16 protein-coding genes are annotated in these 20,053 nt (G+C 44.5%); 9 read left to right on the top strand and 7 right to left on the bottom strand.

Annotation, left to right across the window (positions count from 1 at the left end):
* Positions 1-36 precede the first annotated feature (36 nt).
* From GKS34_RS15520 to GKS34_RS15550, 7 genes are all read right to left on the bottom strand, one after another.
* A complete protein-coding gene (locus tag GKS34_RS15520; RefSeq protein WP_163385895.1) occupies positions 37-1,884 on the bottom strand; it encodes a 3-keto-alpha-glucoside-1,2-lyase-like domain-containing protein in 1,848 nt (615 codons plus the stop codon).
* Between the two features lie 52 nt (positions 1,885-1,936).
* Complete coding sequence (locus GKS34_RS15525) at positions 1,937-2,299, bottom strand: sulfatase-like hydrolase/transferase (protein WP_163385896.1); 363 nt, start codon at positions 2,297-2,299, stop codon at positions 1,937-1,939.
* A complete protein-coding gene (locus tag GKS34_RS15530; RefSeq protein ID WP_163385897.1) occupies positions 2,296-3,720 on the bottom strand; it encodes a sulfatase family protein in 1,425 nt (474 codons plus the stop codon). The genes GKS34_RS15525 and GKS34_RS15530 overlap by 4 nt, the downstream gene beginning before the upstream one ends.
* A gap of 14 nt (positions 3,721-3,734) precedes the next feature.
* Positions 3,735-5,357 carry a sulfatase family protein gene (locus GKS34_RS15535; RefSeq protein WP_163385898.1) on the bottom strand — a complete coding sequence of 541 codons (1,623 nt, stop codon included), beginning with the start codon at positions 5,355-5,357 and terminating at the stop codon, positions 3,735-3,737.
* A gap of 161 nt (positions 5,358-5,518) precedes the next feature.
* On the bottom strand, positions 5,519-6,964 hold the full coding sequence (locus GKS34_RS15540) for a sulfatase family protein (protein WP_163385899.1): 1,446 nt from the start codon (positions 6,962-6,964) through the stop codon (positions 5,519-5,521).
* A gap of 52 nt (positions 6,965-7,016) precedes the next feature.
* On the bottom strand, positions 7,017-8,552 hold the full coding sequence (locus tag GKS34_RS15545) for a sulfatase family protein (protein WP_163385900.1): 1,536 nt from the start codon (positions 8,550-8,552) through the stop codon (positions 7,017-7,019).
* A gap of 1 nt (position 8,553) precedes the next feature.
* Entirely contained in the window at positions 8,554-11,496 is a 2,943-nt protein-coding gene (locus GKS34_RS15550) for a glycosyl hydrolase (protein ID WP_163385901.1), read from the bottom strand.
* A gap of 89 nt (positions 11,497-11,585) precedes the next feature.
* On the opposite strand from GKS34_RS15550, the gene GKS34_RS23620 reads away from it, so the two are divergent.
* The 9 genes from GKS34_RS23620 to GKS34_RS15590 all read left to right on the top strand — a co-directional run bounded on the left by GKS34_RS23620 (position 11,586) and on the right by GKS34_RS15590 (position 19,952).
* A complete protein-coding gene (locus GKS34_RS23620) occupies positions 11,586-11,711 on the top strand; it encodes a hypothetical protein (protein ID WP_262888581.1) in 126 nt (41 codons plus the stop codon).
* A gap of 688 nt (positions 11,712-12,399) precedes the next feature.
* Positions 12,400-14,142, top strand: coding sequence for a hypothetical protein (locus GKS34_RS15555; protein WP_240459320.1), 1,743 nt, complete (start codon positions 12,400-12,402; stop codon positions 14,140-14,142).
* 112 nt (positions 14,143-14,254) lie between these two features.
* Entirely contained in the window at positions 14,255-16,468 is a 2,214-nt protein-coding gene (locus GKS34_RS15560; protein ID WP_163385902.1) for a S9 family peptidase, read from the top strand.
* A gap of 152 nt (positions 16,469-16,620) precedes the next feature.
* Entirely contained in the window at positions 16,621-17,595 is a 975-nt protein-coding gene (locus GKS34_RS15565; protein WP_163385903.1) for a sialate O-acetylesterase, read from the top strand.
* A 310-nt stretch (positions 17,596-17,905) separates the two neighbouring features.
* Positions 17,906-18,112 (top strand): hypothetical protein, encoded by a 207-nt coding sequence (locus GKS34_RS15570; protein WP_163385904.1) that lies wholly within the window; start codon positions 17,906-17,908, stop codon positions 18,110-18,112.
* On the top strand, positions 18,103-18,495 hold the full coding sequence (locus GKS34_RS15575; RefSeq protein ID WP_163385905.1) for a type II toxin-antitoxin system VapC family toxin: 393 nt from the start codon (positions 18,103-18,105) through the stop codon (positions 18,493-18,495). Before GKS34_RS15570 ends, GKS34_RS15575 begins: the two co-directional genes overlap by 10 nt.
* A gap of 221 nt (positions 18,496-18,716) precedes the next feature.
* The gene (locus GKS34_RS15580; protein ID WP_163385906.1) at positions 18,717-19,325 is read left to right on the top strand and encodes a Uma2 family endonuclease; all 609 of its coding nucleotides are present in this window, start codon (positions 18,717-18,719) and stop codon (positions 19,323-19,325) included.
* Positions 19,326-19,332: 7 nt separating this feature from the next.
* Positions 19,333-19,497 (top strand): response regulator, encoded by a 165-nt coding sequence (locus GKS34_RS15585; RefSeq protein WP_163385907.1) that lies wholly within the window; start codon positions 19,333-19,335, stop codon positions 19,495-19,497.
* A 248-nt stretch (positions 19,498-19,745) separates the two neighbouring features.
* Positions 19,746-19,952 carry a hypothetical protein gene (locus GKS34_RS15590; protein WP_163385908.1) on the top strand — a complete coding sequence of 69 codons (207 nt, stop codon included), beginning with the start codon at positions 19,746-19,748 and terminating at the stop codon, positions 19,950-19,952.
* The last annotated feature ends 101 nt before the right edge of the window (positions 19,953-20,053 follow it).

Below are 20,053 nucleotides of genomic sequence, written 5' to 3' on the forward strand. Positions count from 1 at the left end.
TTCAATAAATTCGTTGTTTAAATTTTTCGTAATCAATCAGAAAATAATACTGTATTTCATTAGCCCTTTTTCTTCTGTTAAGTTAAGCGAAAATAACAATTCCTGACCCTTGGCCGTGTTTCGTAAAAAGGAACCCTCCAGCATAGGTTCAGCTATTTTCACATAGTATTCACCTTCGTTCACCAGGTAAATTCCCTCGCCTAGATCCTCTATTTTATCAGCAGCGACAATCCGGGCCCAAACATCCGGTGTTTTTTGAGGATTCGTATATCGGATGGTCCGGGTTAAAAATTTTCCGTCCCTTTCCGGTTCAAAGAAGTCTTCAACAGCAATTTGTTCAAACGCATAGTTGAAAGTAGGCCGTCTGTCCAGATTAAGGGTATATCCCTTAATTTGAATCGGATCACTACTGAGAGAATCCGGCCAGGGGCTGTTCGTAGTTTCTAATTTGGCAAGGAAGGGGCCGTCTGACAATTCGACAACCGCCCCTGTAGGCAGCATCAACTGCGAGGTACCCCTTTGTCTCCACATGGGTGAGGTGTCCAGGTAGCCTCCCCTCCAAATACTCAAAATAGCACCCTGTTGAAGATCATAGGCAAAGCTTGAACCCGCTGGTTCTCCTACCGCTACCGTATGCGTCTTTTTCTCGTCTTTATGCTGGAAAAACCCCCGTGTTATCATAGGTTCCTGCAATGGTTCCAAGTAATACGGTTTCTGGATAGCGTTTTCTTTGTAAGAATTCGGATCGTGTAAGGGACTTTTTTTGATCCCCGGACCTTCTATATAAACACCGAGTTGTGGACTTCTGCCCGGATAATTATTTTTGTAAAACACCAACTGGAAAGGAATCGTACCGTTTTCCAGCGATAAGGTCCTGCTCCTGGGAGGATTATTAGGGAATTGGGTTTGATCGTCCATTACGTTTTCACCATCCAAATAAAGGCTGGTCTTACCGAAAGCAGCCAGGGAAAAGGTATAATCTCCCGATTTCGAAATTTCCAAATTCCCGGTATACACATAAGCAAAATCAAGCACCCCATGGCCCAAGTCCCAGGTTATTTTATTTAGTTGCCCGCTTTGGTTCGGAGCACTTCCCAGAAACGCTTCATTTGATTGGAACTTACCTTCATGATAGGCAAATTTCAAGTCCGTGATTTCAGGAACCGGATCTCCATAGAGCTTGTACTTTACGTTTCTGATCGCTACTGAACCATGGTCCCCTTGAATCATAAGCGGGCCAAGCGATTTTTCGTCTTCAAACAAGGCAGATCTGGTCGGTCCGGTCACCTCCACGTTTTCATGGACCAATACCCCGTTCAAATATACCTGATTAAATTTCGCGTTCTTCACTTTTTTGCCCGCCGCATCAAACCTTGGTGCTTCAAAATCGATTTTTACCTTTTGCCACAACCCAGGTGCCTTGCTCGCATTGGTCCGGGGCGGCTTTCCTTCAAAGCCCTGTTTTTTCTCTTCATCCCAGCGCTGGTAAATCCCTCCTGCATCTCCGGAATTGGGATTGATTTTACCCCAACTATCCAAAATCTGAATTTCATACCGCCCCTGAAGGTAAATTCCGGAATTGGACCCTTTAGGAACCATAAACTCCAGTTCCAATTCCATATCTCCATGCTCAAACCCGGAAATCAAATGTGGTCCGTTTTTTGACTTTGGTGGATTCACAAGAATGCCCGTTCCCGGACTTGTTGACAAAAACGAATCCTGTTCCCAATCCGTCGTCACCCCTCCTACCAACTCCCATGTTTTGGGGATGTCCCCAAATTGGTTCCAATCATCAATAACAATAACCTCTTGCGCAGAAAGGCTACCCAAGAAAATAAAGACAAAGGGCAAAAGGAGTTTTCTACATTTTTTGGTAAAGATCATATGCAAATTTTCTTAAGTAGGTTGTTCGTATTTCTCATTTGATACACATCATTCATTTTTTACCAGATACCCTTTGGCTTTGCTTTCCGAAATCAACTTGCCCATGTTGCCCTCTCCAATGATACGTTCCCGTCAGCATGGCATACCGACTCGGAGAACAAATTCCGGAGGAACTGTGAGCATCGGTAAACCGCATCCCTTCTGATGCCAGCTGGTCCAAATGAGGGGTTGGAATTTTCGAGTCGGGGTTTTGGATGTTGATATCTCCGTATCCCATATCATCCGCATAGATGATGACAACGTTTGGAGCGCTTTTCTCGAGTTTCTCGGAACATGAAAAAAATGCCAGAACCAGGATCGGAAAGACATGGGTCCATCTCACTACGAGGTCAAGAATTTTAGCTATTGGTTTCATTGATTCGATACTCTTTGCTGGACTAATTGGTGGACTATGGAATCGCACTTGGTTGAATAATAGGCTACTTTTTCAGCGTACTTCTCCTCTAACGCCAGGTTATTGACCTCATTAACGTCCGATTGATGATGATACAATTCGATCAATTCACTGTCATCGTAACGAATAAATTTAAATTCCTCATCCCGGTAACCGGATGTCTTAAGCAACTTGGGATTGTTTTCAAGCCGGTGTTCCAGGTAAACCCCGGTGCGCCATGAGTCGGGTGAACCCTCAAAGAATGGGGTAAGGCTTTCTCCCTGATAATCGTCTGGTATGGCTACCCCCGCCAACGATAAAATGGTAGGCGTGACATCCACATTCAAGACCATCTGTGAAAGGGTCTTGCTTCGCTTGCTTTCAGGCTGACGGGGATCGTAAATGATCAAAGGGACCCGAATGGAAGTTTCGTGCAACAGCCATTTTCCGGCATAGCCTCTTTCCCCCATAAAATAGCCGTTATCCCCCATAAAGATGATAACCGTATTGTCGGCCACTCCCGCTTCGTCCAAGGTCAATCGAATCCTTGACAAAACGCTATCTACGGTGCTAATCATCCGATAGTGGCCTTTTACCATTTTCTGGTGCTTTTCCGGGGTATCAAATCGCCAAAACCACCTTTCCCGGTTCAGGGTGTTCTGTAAGAAATCAGGCAAACTATCGTAAAAAGAAGGATCGGCTGTTTCCGGTACCGGGATGCTCACATCCCGGTATAAATGATCCATATATTCCGGCCAAAAATATTGCTCTTCTGCGCCATCATCTGCATGTGGAGACCAAAAGGAAAGGGAAAGGCAAAAAGGCCTATCCGTACTAGCGTTAATAAAGTCAATGGCAAGGTCCCCATTGATATCTGCAAGGTGAACCTCTTTTCCTTCCACTTCTTTTAAGTAAGGCCAAAAGGTTTTATCCATTTGGTTAAAAATAGAATCCTCCATCCCTTCACTGACCTTTACCCCAAACTTTCCCACAAAGCCAGTACGGTAACCGGCCTCTTTGAGAAGTTTCGGGTAGCTTTTAGCCATATAGGCATCCTGTAGCGGAGGTTTGCCAAACGTAAAATCATGTGTTCGCTCATACAATCCGGTAAAAAGGGAAGCCCTGCTTGCCGCACAGATAGGTGTCGTGACAAAGGCATTTTCGAAATACAAGCCTTCACTAGCCAACTTATCCATATTCGGGGTATGGATGATATCATTTCCCGCAAAACCCAAGGCATCCCACCGCTGATCATCAGTCAGGATAAAGATGATATTCGGCTTTTCATTTACAACATCCTTTTCTTTTTCCGATGGTTGACAACTCCAGCAGCCCATTAAATGAAGGGCTACCAGGCATGTTTTCACTGAAAAAAGTGCATTCCGTTTCGTTGGAATTTGCATGAGATAGTGCGTTGTTAATTTTTAGAAAGACTTCTTTCGATAAATTGCTGATTCAATGTATCCGAATCACCGTACTGTTCCCGAAGTTCTTCCAGCCGGGTATGGAGCATTTCCTGCACCTCTTCGTAGGCGGGGTCATCGTAGATACTGTTCATTTCATTAGGATCGACTTCAAGGTCATACATTTCCCATTCGTCAATATCGTAGTAAAAATGGATCAATTTATACCTATCGGTCCTTACTCCATAGTGCCGTTTCACGGAATGAGGGCCCGGGTATTCGTAGTAGTGATAATAAATCGCGTCTCTCCAGGGAATTTCCTCTCCGGCAGCCAGGGCACGCCAGGATTCTCCCTGCATATCATCGGGCTTTTCCAAACCTGCATAATCGAGTATGGTTGGCGCATGGTCCAGGTTCATCACCAGATCTTCGACGACGGTGCCCGCTTTGATTTCCTTGGGATACCGCACCAGTAAGGGCGTGCTTAGCGATTGTTCGTACATAAAGCGCTTGTCATACCAACCGTGCTCGCCCAGGTAAAAACCCTGATCAGAGGTGTATACCACGATCGTGTTATCCAATAACTCATTTGCTTCCAGGTAATCCAGTACCTCTCCAATGCCATCGTCCACTGACTTGACTACCTTCAGGTAATCCCGCAAATACCGGTGAAACATAAATCTGGCAAGTTCCCTGCCCTCGGGCAATTCCTCCTTGAATTTCTCATTGGCTGGACCGTATACAGCATTCCAGGCTTCCATTTGTTCGTCAGTCATGCGACCAAATGGCGCAGCAAGGCGACTGGGCTCACCGCTAAAAGGATTTTCTTCAAATTTCATATCCCAACCCCAATACATGTTGTCAACGATTTCCATTTCCTGCTCCCGGGCAGCGGTGCCCCTACCTTCGTAATCATCAAAGAAATTTCCCGGGAACTCAAATTCCTGATCCTCCAGATAGTCCAGGTATTTTTCCTCCGCCATCCAATTTCGGTGAGGGGCTTTGGTGTGGTAGTTGATCGCAAAAGGTTTGCTACGGTCCCATTCCTTATCAATCCAGTCCACCACAAACTGGGGGATCAGTGCCTCGCAGTGACCTTCAAACTTCACTTCCTCTTCTCCGTTCCGGATGAATTCAGGATTATAATAGTTCCCCTGACCGGGTAAGGTGAGCGAGAAGTCGTATCCTTGAGGCTTTCCTCCCAGGTGTATCTTTCCGATAAGCGCCGTTGCATACCCAGCTTCCTGCAACAATTTGGGGTAGGTGGGCTGATCCCAGTTGAATGGACCCACATTATCTACTTTCCCATTGAGGTGGCTGTATTTTCCTGTCAGCAGGACCGCACGGCTGGGGGCGCAAATTGAGTTGGTGACAAAACTGTTTTTAAAAAGGGCTCCTTCTTTCGCCAGGCGATCCATGTTAGGAAAATAAACACTATCCAGTAATCCCTGCCCATAGGCATTTAAGGCCTGCTGGGTGTGGTCATCGGTCATGATAAAAAGGATATTGGGCTGCTTCTCCGTTGCTTCTTCTTGTTGGCAACTGGTAAGAAAAAAACTTACTATAAACAATAAACTCAGCAAATTTCCAGAATACTTCCGCAGCCTTGGTTGGATTAATAAATGGTGTTTTTTCATCTGTTTATTAGTTTTTTTTCAGCGGTCAGATAGCCTGTCCCGATCTTTAATCGGGAGAATCTCGCATGCTTTATAATCATCCCACTGTGTGACGTTCTCGTCATGCTCGATTTCATCATTTTTTCTAACTATGGTTTTTGGTAATTAAAGAAAGTCCGGTGCTATTCGTTCATAAACCGTTCTAAAAACTCATCTTGGATAGGATCTGCTGTTCGTTTCATTTCCTTCCTGACGAGCTCGCGAAGCCGGACGATATCCCCCTGATAGGCCGGGTCATCAATTAAGTTAACCAGCCCATCTGGATCATTTTTAAAATCATACAGTTCCTCTGGAACCCGATACACGTACAGGTCCAGGCGTTCTTTGATGGCTTCATCTTCCAATGCCTCTTCCTTCATGGCCTGGAAAGTTCGGCCACTTAAAGCATCTCCCCTGATTTCATGATCCTCATCACTCCAGAAATTGACAATATACCCAAAATTTTCCTCTTGAACACAGCGCATTGAATAGTCAATTCCGGCAAAAATCCGGTGAAATTCCGTAAAAACGGTATTCCTGTATTTCTGAGTTTTTCCCTGGAGAACCGGTAAAAAGGAGGTCCCGTCCATATCCGGCACCACTGGTAAGTGAAGGGCATGAAGAATGGTGGGCATAAAGTCAATGCCTGAAATAAAATGGGTGCTGTCCACCTGTCCTTCCGGAATTTTCCCGGGCCAATTAATAATCCAAGGTGTTTTGTTGCTGTTGAGGTAGCAGTTTGATTTGGCAAAAGGAACGGCCATGCCATTATCACTGATAAACATAACCATCGTATTATCAGCCATTCCCGCGTCAGTTAATGCTTGTAGCAAGGCGCCAACGGTCTGGTCCATGCGGTGAACAGAGGTGTAGTACTCGGCTATCTCCTTCCGTATCTCCGGCAAATCAGGAAGAAAAGCCGGAACTTCTACTTCTGAGGGGAGAATAGTCCGGGTGACTACGGGCAAATCTTCTCCCCAAATTCTTTTTTCCTGATCACTCCCCGCGAATGGGCGGTGTGGATCGTGACTATTTGCCATAAGGAAAAAGGGTTTTCCTTCCTTTTTTGATTTCGTGAAAAATTCCAGGGCATACTGGTAATACAGGTCCGGGTCCCTGCCGATACCAAGGCCTGAAGCCAGATCACCTTCCCGGATGTAATAATCCCAAAAAAATCTCTCCGTAGGCCTGAGGTGTATTTCCTTTCCTAAAATCCCATTTAGGTATCCAACCTTGTGTAACTGCTCCTGTAAGGTAGGAACGTCATCATCTAAGGGGTCGAACGCGGGCGCACCATTGTTATGAGGATACCTGCCGGTCATGATGGACTGACGAGAGGGTTGGCATACCGCAATGTTTACAAAAGCATTGGTAAACCGCATTCCACTTTGGGCAAGGTTATCAATATGTGGGGTAATTTGATCTATCGTGTTACCGTAACAGCCCAAGGAATTATAATTCAGGTCATCTGCCGTTATCAAAAGAATATTAACCGGGCTGTAAATCTGTTCCTTCGTGCCCGAATCATTACAAGCTAAAAACAGAACGCTGTTTACGGCAAGAAGGAAAAGGATTTTGGTTTTTATCATACTATTCGAAATGTACTTATTTTTTTTAGCTTGGAAAACTGAAAATAGATAACTACTCACCTTTCCCTTGTCTTTGCGGCGTTTGTGGTGATTGGGGTCCGGCATCACTGTCGTTTGTATAAGGAATACTTCCATGAGGAGCCAATACCAACCCCCATTCATCAATATAAGATTGAGCTGGCCTGAAATCATCACCGATCTCTCTAAGTAAATCGTGAAGCTTTGCATCCAATTCCTGAACCAAATCCGAATACTTGGGATTGGAAACCAGATTGCTCATTTGAAGTGGGTCGGTACTGTCATCAAAAAGAAGCCAGGGGCCATCAAGGGACCGTACATAGGTGTGTCTACCTGTTTTTACCGCCCGATACTCCCGACTATAATCCCCTCTTTCCCAGGGGGCAAGTTGCATGTAAAGAACAGCTCTTTCTTCCTTTTCCACCCCGTCTCTTACCACAGATGAAAGATCTTCTCCTTCGACTGTCTCGGGTATAGGTAATCGGGCCAGACCGAATAGGGTGGGGAATATATCAGGCGTAGTAATGGGCATGTCTACTACCATTCCTTTCTCTCCATGGATAGCAGGATATCGCAGCAAAAACGGTACCCGTGCGGATTCACCAAGGGGAACCTGCTTTGCCTTTGGCCTTACACCGTGAGCACCTAGCATTTCACCATGATCTGAGGTAAATACCAGCAGGGTATTTTCATCAAGTCCCATTTCAGTCAAAGTAGCTAGCAAATCCCCTATACTTTTGTCAAGGGCCTCAGAGTGGGCATAATACCCTTGCGCTTCCTGGAGTGCCTCGCTTTTTTTAGAATCTGGTACATTTGCGGGAAGAGTAATTTCATCCAGAGGATATCGGGATTTAAATTCTTCCGGCGCGGTATGGTGAGGAAAATGCGGTGTCCCATAGGAGATAAATAAGGCAAATGGTTTTTCCATTTCAGCGTGGTCCCTGATGTACTGTTGGGCGTCTTTTGTCTGAGCAAAGGTGTCATAGCCCTCCCAATACCGTTTCTCATCAGAATCCCCTGCATAATAATGGGAATGGTTATAATTATGGTCACATTCGGCTGCCTTCCAGTACTGAAATCCACGACGACGCTCTGGAGGAATATAGGAATGACGACCCTGCCCGTCCAGATGCCATTTACCGATATAGGCCGTTTGATAGCCTCCCGAAACCAAGGCATCACCAATACATAATTCCGTAGGTGGTAGGTGAAGGTCATTTAAAAACATACCCGTGGAGGTAGGATACCGGCCTGTCATCAGGGAAGCTCTGTAGGGCGTGCAGATCGGCATCACAGAGACTGCATTACGGAAATTAAAACTTTCTTTTGCCAGCTGATCCAGATTAGGAGTTCGGACATTTGGGTCTCCGGCATACCCTGTGGCCGAAGCCCGCCATTGATCTGCCAAGATATAGATAATATTGGGCTTTTTTTCTTCTACTTTAGGAGTACAGCTAACTGACAAACAGATAAAAACACAAAATAACAAGGTACCAAAGCACTGAAATTGCTGCATTTTCTGCATGCACTGTGAGTAAAACGAACTGTATCGGTTTCTCTTTTTTTTCATCCTATTTTTTGGTTATGAAATTGATTTCTGCTTTTCCCAACAAGCCAGATTGCAATAAAGGGCTATTGCTCGTGAATTTCCCCCTGGCATTTGTTTGCGTAAATGGAATTTTTTCCGGATTCCTCAGGTCCCCGACAATTCGGTTATTCCAGGTATTGATTACTTTTACTGTAATGGTATTTCTCCCCTGCTTCAAATGCGGCGTGATGCGGGTAGCGTAAGGAGGAAGCCATATAATCCCACAGTCATTCCCGTTAACAAATACCTGCGCCATTTCCTGAATTTCTTCAAATGAAACGAAAGCCTCCAGGTTAACAGCTGGTACATCGTCGTCGATTATAAATTCCCGGGTATAAATGGCTGAACCGGAATAGTAGCTGGCGCCCTCATCCTCTAACTCAGACCAACTAACAAGGCTGTCCAATTTCAGTGATTCAGGCCCACCCATATCCGGATCGAAGGCAATATTCCATTGTTTTGAAAGATCAATCGCTGGGTAAACCACTTTCGAATTTAGTTGGTCTTTTAATCCGGTTTGCAAGTTGTGATACAAACCCTCATCATTTATTCCACTGGTACCCTTCCGGAAAACCACGAATCTGGATGCCAGCGGATCCATAGTAATCTCCATTTGCAATCCGTTGTCTACTTTTGCGAATTCGACCTGCCGCTGTATTAGCCCTGTTTCGGCATCCCACAATTCGGGTTTGCTGTCCGGATCTACCCTGAATACACCGCTGATTTTTTCTTGTTTTTCGCTGCTATTGGACAGGAAAAAAATGGCTTCACTTTCTGTCTGCCGGTGAACAAAGTCAATATGCAGGTCTGTGTTATCAATTCCGGTAACCTGAAAATCCGGTGGAATTGCCCGCTCTTCCAATACTTCCCGCGCCGACTTCCCCCAATAGATGGTACCCTTTCCGTACTTATTGGAAAGGACCTTTTCACCGTCACAATCACCCCAAATTTTGTTCGCGATTTGCCTCACCTCCTGATCACTGGCCGGATAATTTTTTAAGGAGGTGCTTCTTTCAGGTTTTCTCCCAATCACCACTGCGCCATTAAAAATTAATGTCTCAAGTCTTTTTAATACCTCAAGAGATATGTCCTTTCTGTCAGGAAGCATCAGGATTTTATAGCTTTGTCCATGTGGCAATACCAAGTTTCCGTTTTCGGTTGCCAGGGTTTTGGTAATCACGTCCTCATTGATATAATCGGATTGATAACCCTGCAAATTCCCTGGGTTGATCGGTTTGGGCCTGCCACAATGGGGGCACTTACTTTCGTCGTAAAAATAAGTGGGGAAAATGCCTGGCATGTCAGGCGTATAATTTGGATCCATCCTTCCAGGGGGTACCAAATTGGGCGCTTCGTCTCCGTAATATAAAAGTACATCGGCAACAAAATTTCCCTGCCGCAACATGTAGGAACACCTGGCTATATAATCCATAAAGGGCCTTGCCATTTCCCACCAGGTAGCGTTGACATTGACATGCTCACCAGCGTGGTACACAAATCCGGGCTTGCCGGCTATTTCCGGATTATGGGAAAACGTATGAAATACAACCTGATTTAGTCCTTCACAAAAGGCAATATCAATAAGCTGCTTAAAGTCGGTTGGGCCGTGTTGCCAATGATTCCAGCCCGTAAGCGATTCGGAGGCAACGATATTCTTTCCGTAGATATGCGCAGCACTGGCAGCTTCCTTCGTGACCCAGTGCCGTTGCCGATTCCAGAATTCTCCCATGGGTATGTGGGAATTTCCAAGTGCTTTCAGCGGTTCAACCCTCGGACTACCTCCATGCCCGGCTTCGGTAACCATTTGTATGCCCCGTTCTTCTCCTATTTCTACCGTTTTTGCGTAGTGATTTTCGATGAGCAGATTACTGACCAAACGCCTGTAGTCAGCTTCAAATCGGTCTTGGATCAGTGAGTCTGAATGGTAAAATCCCTGTAATAGGGGGAGATACGGTCTGGGATCGTAGGCGTAGCGGTCTTCGAATTCCCGCATAAATTCCGGCGTCCAATCCATCATTTCCCATACCTCGTAACTATCCAGAAAAATGAAATCCATCTGTTTCTGAGGAGTACTGATCTGGTCTAACCTCGAAAACAATTCTTCAAAGTGAAGCTCGGTGGCTTTTTTGCTTAAATGATCAATGATTAAACCTGCTGAGTTTGGGCTGGGGACCACCAAAGGCTGCATGGTATTGCAACTAAAAAAAGAAAGGATTTCCCACCGTCCCTCGGGTACCTGCCATTCAACCAATCGGCCGTTGTTTACACTTGCCGAAAGGGTGATGGCATCTTTTGGATCATACACCTTTGCGGGGTTTTGAGGAATCGCAATCACCGTGAGGAGTTCACAGTTCTTGGCTATTCCTCTGGATGATTCGGGATTCTTTAGTTCTAGCTTTATCGTGGAGGGACCCTCAACCCATTCAGCGGTATTTAATAATTCTTTTGAGCCGTTCGGTACATCGATCCATTCACCACCGGAATTCCAGCTGCTGGCCGAACTAATGCCCAGGTCAAGCCCCAATGAATGACTGGTAGTTAAGGCTAACGAAATGTATTGTAAGGATTCAGGCCCAAGAAAGGCCGGGCCATCCGGAATCAGGTCGTCGGGATTGATTAGGGCACCGATATCCCAAATAATGGCTCCCCGTAGCCCCTTGTCTTTCATTTCCTCTAACTCCTCCACCAGTTTTACGGCATCAACATACCCGTTCATCCAGGTCCATAATGCCAGGGGACGGTATTCGGTAGCCGGGTTGCGAAAGATTTCTCCCGAAAGTGGGGCTTCCGATTTTTCTTTTTCTTGCCGGGAAGTACAACCAGAGCCCGCAAAAAAGAACATCCATATTACCAGCAAAAGTGGGAAGGCTGCCGGGTTTCGGGAAGAAATATCAAATAGGTATCGTTTTGAAACTATGCGAGCCAAGGGGATGTAAATGGATTAAGAAGAAAAGATTATAAATGTAAGGCCAGCCATCGGCTAAATCTTCCACGATCTTAACCAAAAGGCATGGTATGTTAACACTTTTGCCTACCGTAATGACGAGCCTTTTCGTCGTATTCAAGGAAGGCGTCAATGGTAGCTTCGCGAAGCAATCTGATCCGGAGCGAAACCGCAAGTCCTCCGTAGAAAGCAAATAAAAAATGGGTAGCGCAAACGTACACCGACAGACTGCCAGGGGTGCCGTTGGTCCCTTCCCGTTCCCTGAGCTGAGCCGAAGGGAGCGGAGATTTTCAAAAATACCCCACCTGGCTAAATGGGTATACTTTTCTCAGGAGTACTATAAAAACCCCATAAATTTCCATAAATACCTGATATGGTTCCATTTTTTTAACCATGTTCAGTTTTCCCCTGGAAGGTCCTTCCATTTGCAAAAGGAGAATTGAATAACCTGTTTTAAAGACCTGACCGTTGGTTCTTAATTCGATTTTCCAATTCGATGACCTTTTTGATTAACGTTTCTGCTGTTTTTTCGTGGTAAGCATCAAAAGCTATTGCAGAATTACGGACAAGATAGGAAGGGTACGTTCCTTGTCGGAAAAGCACCCTTTTAAAAAAGTGCTATCCTATATTTATTGCAAATAATTTGCAGGAATTTACTATATTCACTCAGTGGTTTTTTTTAGATTAATTCTGCTGCTCCTCGGCACTTCAGGTGTCGGTTATTCGGTTCTGAACCGTTATTGGAAATAGGTAGAACCATATTAATAAACCCGCAAAAACCTTCTATCACCCTCTACCTGCTTCGGTTGATGAATGTCATTGGATAACAAACTTCTGCTTTCCATGTAGCATCCATTTTTCCGGTAGGTAGAAAATCGATATCAAATGACTGTAATTAAGAAAAACACCTTGTACGGGCATCGGTCTAAAGGGACATGCCTATCCTGTTTTAGTTGTAAGAGTCCGGCGGATACCAGAACAGTGTCTTTGGTTCTTTCATTTATACTCTTGTTCCTTTTCACAGCTGTTACTGCACAGAATACCAGAGATAAATCCTACGAGAATAAGATCCGAAAGGCAAATGTTGGCGGTTACATGATTACTCAAAGGGAAAAGGTTGATGAATCATACAATGCAGGCTACTCCATGTATGCAGCGGCCTGGCCTTTATTAAGGGAGTATTCAGGAAGGAGTTTTCAATCAGGCTTGTTTGGTACCTGGATGCACCCGCAGTATGACGGGCCTTTGCCGGTAGAAAAGTTGTATACGGATATTGAAGGAGGTCTTGGCTGGTGGCGCGATACCGAGTTTGCAACAACAACGCCGAAATTTATAATGGGTGGCGTACAACTTAATTTTGCAGGATGGGCCAACGGTCCCGGGGCTGGTAGAGGAAGGGACTGGAGCGACCCGAAAGGGAAATATGGCGTAGCTCAACTGAGTCCATGGCTACTGTGGCCTCCGGATGGCCTGAATCTCAAACAAGGCACCAGTGGTGAGTTGTTTGGCAGTGGGTATCTTCCCCTGCCGCTGACTGAGCCAAAAAAGATCACCGCGGGTGAACCTGTTTCTACTGGAAATCAATGCTGGACCCTTTTTCTTAACACCGGGAATTTTAAGGGGCCCGTGGCATTCTTTACGCCTTATTTCTGGAGTCAGGCATCGGTTGAAGATCCAAGGCTGGATGGGCTATTTTTAGATCAACGTCCCTCAGAACCGAATAAACCTTTTCAAATGGAAACGCAGCACATTCACGCTTATGAAGCCACCGACTCCAATGGTCAGACCTATGCACGTATGGCTCCTACGCAGTATCCTGCTGGTCCTGAAGGTAACTCGGATCTCTTGCACCGACTAATGGTTTATAAAAAGAAGGCCCTTTGGGACGAAGTCGAAGCCTGGTTTAAAGGGGGAGATTCAGTTGAAGGTAAAATAAATGTGGAACACGCGACCATGCAGAAGTTTAACAAAGGCGTCAGGTCAAACTGGAAGTTTTATGGAGAGCATATTCCAAAGGACAAACGTGCTTTAGTGAATATTACTTCTTACTTGAACGCAAATGTCACTGATTCGGCTACCTTGAGGGTTCGCTGGGAAGGAGACCTGATTACAAAAAGAAAAACAAATAGCCATGACCTGATCACACTTCCTGAATACTATAAAATGGAGAAATCCAGCGAGGACGATATGGGACAATGGGTGGCAGTGGCACAGGGTGATGTTCCTGCTGAAACCGGACTCCATGAGGTCAGCTTTAACAGGGCTGAAGATGACAGGGCTTCCCTTACGTATAGTACTCCCGAAGAAGAGGAGAGTAGCTGGAAAACCCCGGGCCCTTCAGCAGGACCTCATAAGGTGAAACTTGGAGATGGCAGTACCCTTACCTATTACTGGTATAGATTTGCCGACCAACCTGCCTTGCTCAATGCCGATTTGAGTAAAGCAGCACGTGAAGAAATGCAGAGAAGGGTGGAAATGCTGCACAAGCATTGGAAAAAAGACCAGGAATACCTGCCTCCGCCTTTGATAGGAGAGTTAGCCGATGTTGACCCAGCCTTGATCGTCAGTCCACCGGCGGGTATGGAAGTAGGATATGTGCCAATCGTTACCCGACAGGGACTTGAATAATCTGGCTATCAGGGCTCGATGATTTGAATGGATTACTGGCAAAAATGTAAGGGAGAATTCATGTAACAGGCATATTGAATAAGCTTTAGAGGAAAATATATAGTTAAATGAAATGATAAAAAACCCATTATTACTTGTATTGGTTTTGCTGGTTCAGGCTGCTTTCCTATCGAATATCGGCTGTTGCCAGATTGTTGTCCCTGAACTTACTAAAGAGAGATTGAAAGAAATTTATGACCAAAATATTTTTTCAGTAAAATCATTTAATGGAAGGTGGCTTCCTGATGGTTCGGGGTACCTACTCCTTGAAAACCTACCGGGAGAGAATAAAAAGGCACTGGTAAATTATGATGTACCCGGGGACAAGCGAACAGTACTGATTTCCCCAGAGGATTTTGACAGGTATGGCTATACCGGCCCTTTTACCATTGAAGACTATGTTATGTCTTCTGATGGTGAAAAAATTTTGGTGCAAATGTCCGGTAGGGACACTGAACTCTTTGAACCCGATTATTGGATGTTGGACCGGAAAACGGGTGCCAATGAAAAAGTTGTGGCCGGAAGAAATAACCGTATTTCTCCGGATGGTACGCAAATTCTCTACACTGAACAGGGAGATCTTTATGTGTATAACCTGATTACTAAAAATACTACCAGAATTACGTTTGATGCCAATTCGGAAACGGTTACCAACGGCAGGGCTGTTTGGAGTCCTGATGGTACGCATATCGCATTTGTTCAATCCGATGTGAAAGAGGTGAGAAAAAGAACTTCCTTGGTTCCGGGTGATCCTTCTTATCCGGAAATAAAAGAGCAGCGATTTGCCCGGGTCGGGGGAGACATTGCTGTATTGCGTGTGGGTGTTGTGGACACATCCGGAAAAGAGACCCGGTGGTTGCCAATACCAATCCCGAAAGAAGGATATTATGTTGGAGAGGTAAGCTGGGCAGGAAATTCGGAGGAGGTACTTGTGGAAAAGAGAAGCCGATTCAGGGACCAAAGACAATTTTTGATCGCCAACATTGATAATGGAAGTATAAGTACTATTTACGAGGAATCTGATCCGGCATGGGTAGTTGCAAGTTATGGAACAAACGGAGGAGTGGATTGGATTAGTGATACCCGTAATTTTATTGTCCTGACTGAAAAGGATGGCTGGAGACACGCCTATTTGATGTCTTCTGAAGGAAAGAAAGAGATATTATTGACACCGGGAGATTATGATATCATCGGAAGGGCAGGTATGGATGAGGATAAAGGATGGTTTTATTATTATGCCTCCCCTGACAATGGTACCCAAAAGTATTTATACAGGGTTGGGATTGACGGAAAAGGAAAAGCAGAACGGGTAACCCCAATAGATCAGCCGGGGACGCACAATTATACGATCTCTCCTGAAGGGAACTGGGCATTTCACACTTTTTCTTCGGCAAATACTCCTCCTGTAACTGAACTTGTCAGTCTTCCGGAGCATAAAGTGGAACGTGTACTTGAAGGTAACATTGAGCTCCATGAAAAAGTCAAATTGCTGGATCCTCAGCCAAAAGAATTCTTCCGCTTTGATATAGGCAATGGGGTGGTTATGGATGCCTGGATGATCAAGCCTGTCGATTTTGATTCGACTGCCAAATACCCTGTTTTTGTGTATGTTTATGGCGAACCTCACGGGCAAACCGTAATGGATTCCTGGGGCCATGCCATGACTGAATATCACCGTGTTATCGCCGATCTGGGATATTTGGTAGTGTCATTTGACAACCGGGGAACCCCATCCCCAAAGGGAGCAGCATGGCGCAGGGCAGTAGCAGGAAGTTTAGGTCCCCTGTCAAGCGATGAACAGGCAGCAGCATTACAGGAATTAGCGCGGACCAGGCCCTATGTTGACCTTAGCCGGGTAGGGATCTGGGGATGGAGCGGCGGCGGGTCAAATACCCTAAATGCCATGTTTCGTAAACCGAACGTATATGATGTGGGAATCGCTGTTGCACCTAAGCCACAACCGCACCTTTACAACGCCTGGTTTCAGGAGATCTACATGGACACACCTGAGGTGAATCCTGAAGGATACCGCAAATCGGCACCAATAAACTTCGCAGAAGGATTAAAGGGGAATCTTTTGATCATTCACGGAACAGGTGAAACCAACACCCACCTTGAAATTACCGAGGGGCTGGTGGATCGCCTGATCGAATTGGGTAAGCCATTTGACTATATGGCCTATCCCAACCGAAATCATGGTCTGAGCGAGGGTAAAGGCACTTCACTGCATTTGAGGCTTTATATGGTGAGGTATTTGCTTAACCATTTACCTGCAGGGCCCCGGTAAACTTCATTTAGACCAATATGCTGTGTCACAATTTTTAAAAAAGCTGCTTCAGGAATTCAATCTACCAGATAAACATGTCCTAATCCGGCAACTGAATGTGTTAGCCATCAGTTGACAACACAGGTATTTAATTAATTTTACCCCTGAAAATAATGGAAAAAAAATCGGTAAATACTCCAGGAATTGGCCTTTTAGGGATCCTAATTACCATCTTGCTATTTACGTCATTTACACCAAAAGGCCCTGCGCCTTTGAAAGTGTTTATTCTTGCAGGACAATCCAATATGGTAGGTCATGGGGAGGTTGAAAAGGGAGACCTGGGAAACCTGAACTACCTGGTTGAAAATGATGAGACGGGAGCATACCCGCATCTGGTAGATGAAAAAGGTGACTGGAAGGTACGGGATGATGTATTTATTTACTTTAACCATCAGGAAAAAATTCATGCGGGTGGATTGACAGTTGGCTACGGAGCGAATGAAAATACAATCGGCCCCGAATTACAATTTGGCCATGTTGTAGGAGATCATTACGATAGCGATGTTCTGATAATAAAAACTGCCTGGGGAGGTAAAAGCCTTGCCGTTGATTTTTTCCCTTACGGTGACCTAACAGATATAAAACCGCCTCTAGCTGCCGGAGATACCGGATACTTTTATGGTCAGATGATATCAACAGTTAATGAAGTTCTAGGCCATTTGGAAGATCATGTGCCTTCTTATGAAGGTCAGGGATATGAAATTATGGGCTTTGGCTGGCATCAGGGATGGAATGACCGAATCAACCAGGAGGCGAATGACGCCTACCGGGAGAACATGATCCAGTTTATCAAAGATGTACAAAAAGACCTCGGTGTACCCAAACTTCCCTTTGTTATTGCTACAACGGGGATGTCAGGCTGGAGTGAAACCCATCCAAGGGCCTTATCCTTGATGGAGGCCCAACTGGCTGTCGCAGATTTCCCGGAATTCATCGGTAATGTCAAAGTGGTAGAGACAAGAGATTTCTGGCGTGAAGTAGAAGAATCCCCAGCAGATCAGTCCTACCACTGGAACCGAAACGCCGAATCTTATTTTCTGATTGGCAAATCAATGGGTGAATCAATGATTGATATTCTTGAACCCTAAATCGTGATCAGGATTGAAAATGCAAAAAAGAAGGCGATAGAAAGGTGAAATATGCAAATTACACCCAAGTGAGCGTATTTTTTCTCTGTATCAAACTTTTTTTGAATCGTATTTCTTGGTTAAAAGACAAGCAAAAAGGCGCTAGCAAACAACACCTTTACCATTTGTTTCGTATAAATAGACACCATATTCTTGTTAAAAGCCTTTATTTCAAATTTCTTATCATACCTTTTTATAACTTTCGGAGAATGTAGTGTAGCTCAGCGTTATTACAAAACCATACAGGCTTTTGCCACTAAATAATGGAGAAATGAAATCGATCACTATTGATATTATCAACGAAAAGGCCATCCTCCTTTTACAGGATTTAGAATTGCTTAAATTGATTCGAATTAGGAAAGAAAAGGCTGGTAAAAAGGATGCTACAGACTGGGGCCGATACAAGGGAGCCATGTCCAAACAACCTATCGAAAAGGTTGACCAACAACTAAATGAGTTACGCAGCGAATGGGAATAAAATACCTCTGGGATACCAACACAGCGATCTATTACCTTCAGCAGCAATTCCCGCCTTCTGCTGAAGAATTCATTGACAGCACTTTGTCCGATTCCAACCCTGCTATTTCTGTCATTACCGAAATTGAACTACTCTGTTGGAAAACTGCCACCGAAAAGGACTTGGAAATTCTTCATGATTTCATCAATGATGCCCTGGTCTTGGAACTGGAAAAGGACGTCAAACTCAAAACGGCTGAAATACGTAAAACTCACAAGATTAAACTCCCGGACGCCATCATTGCCGCCACTGCTTTAGTTCATAACCTAGCCCTGATAACCAGAAACGAGAACGACTTCAAAAATATCGATGGACTTGAATTGGTCAATCCCCATGAAAAGTAAACACCCCACCTATCATTTGCAATTGGAAATGGACGGAATTGCCAATAATCCACATCTATCAAACAAACCATCTAATCCAGCCAAAATTAATATTGAAGGTAATCAATAATTTGGGACGAGAAATTGGATCATTCGAAAATGAAGCGTGCTCGAGTTCCCGATAGTTTTTTATTAGGAAAGGCATGTTTTTGATTTTTCACTAATTTCCCTATTTTTAAACTATGGATGATCACGATACTCGCAACAAAGTTGAAGAGCCATTTTCCGAATATGGAAATTATACCTATGCTGACTACCTGACCTGGCGGATAGATGAAATGGTGGAGTTGATTCGCGGTAAGGTATTTAGACAAGCCGCTGCACCTGGGGTAATCCACCAACGGGTTGCCGGGAATGTGTTTGTGGAGCTCTCTAATCATCTAAGAGGAAAAAAGTGTGAGGTATTCATTGCTCCCTTTGATGTCAGGCTTACGCTAAAATCAAAAAGAAACGAAGATATCGATACGGTAGTGCAACCGGACATTTGCGTGATTTGTGATGCTCGTAAAATCGACGAGGCTGGTTGCTTAGGTGCGCCGGATTTGGTAGTCGAAGTCCTATCTCCAGGCAATAACAAGAAGGAGCTGCAACATAAATATGAGGTATATGAAGAATCGGGTGTCAAGGAATACTGGGTGATACATCCGAATGAATGCACTTTATTGGTGTATACCTTAATCAATGGACGGTATGATGCATCGAAGATTTTTACCCATGGGGACATGGTGTCTTCAAAAGCTGTTGAGGGATTTGTATTAAATTTGGAGGAGCTGTTTTCTGATTGCTTATGAGGAATAGGTGCTAAAAGGGTTTGCGCTGGATGTGAATGATTACCTGATAAGGCCTGTTTCTTTTGAGCGGTTTAGAAAAACCATCGACAAAAATGTTTACTATCTTTCTGCACAAGTGATTGTTGAAGAATTTGCTGGCAAACTCGATTCCTTTTTTATCAAAACACCGTAATTGGATGCTGTCATCTGTTTTCGCCGGACTATGGGTAAAATTTTAAGTTAGCTATCGGCAGGAATACCAAGCAATTGGTTTCTGAGATGTTCTTTAGTAAGCCATTGCAAATGGCATTAAAAGAATTTCTATCTTTAAGGAAGTTAGAAATAGTAGGGTGTAGCCGATTCTACACCCAGGTGGAGAATGTAGTGTAGTTCAGTGTTATTACAAAACTATACAGACTTTTGCCACTAAATAATTGAGAAATGAAATCGATCACTATTGATATTATCAACGAAAAGGCCATCCTTCTTTTACAGGATTTAGAATTGCTTAAATTGATTCGAATGAGGAAAGAAACGGCTGTTCAAAAGGATGGTACAGACTGGGGCCGATATAAGGGAGTCATGTCTAAACAACCTATCGGCGAAGTTGACCAACAACTAAATGAGTTACGCAGCGAATGGGAATAAAATGAAAAAGCTACGATGAAATCTGACAGTTAGGGATTAAATTTAGGTGTTGAATCTAATCATTAACCCCTAAAAACTGTCAGATGAATACAGAGACAAAA

Origin of the sequence: Cyclobacterium jeungdonense, assembly GCF_010994275.1 — a bacterium.
GTDB classification, from domain to species: domain Bacteria; phylum Bacteroidota; class Bacteroidia; order Cytophagales; family Cyclobacteriaceae; genus Cyclobacterium; species Cyclobacterium jeungdonense.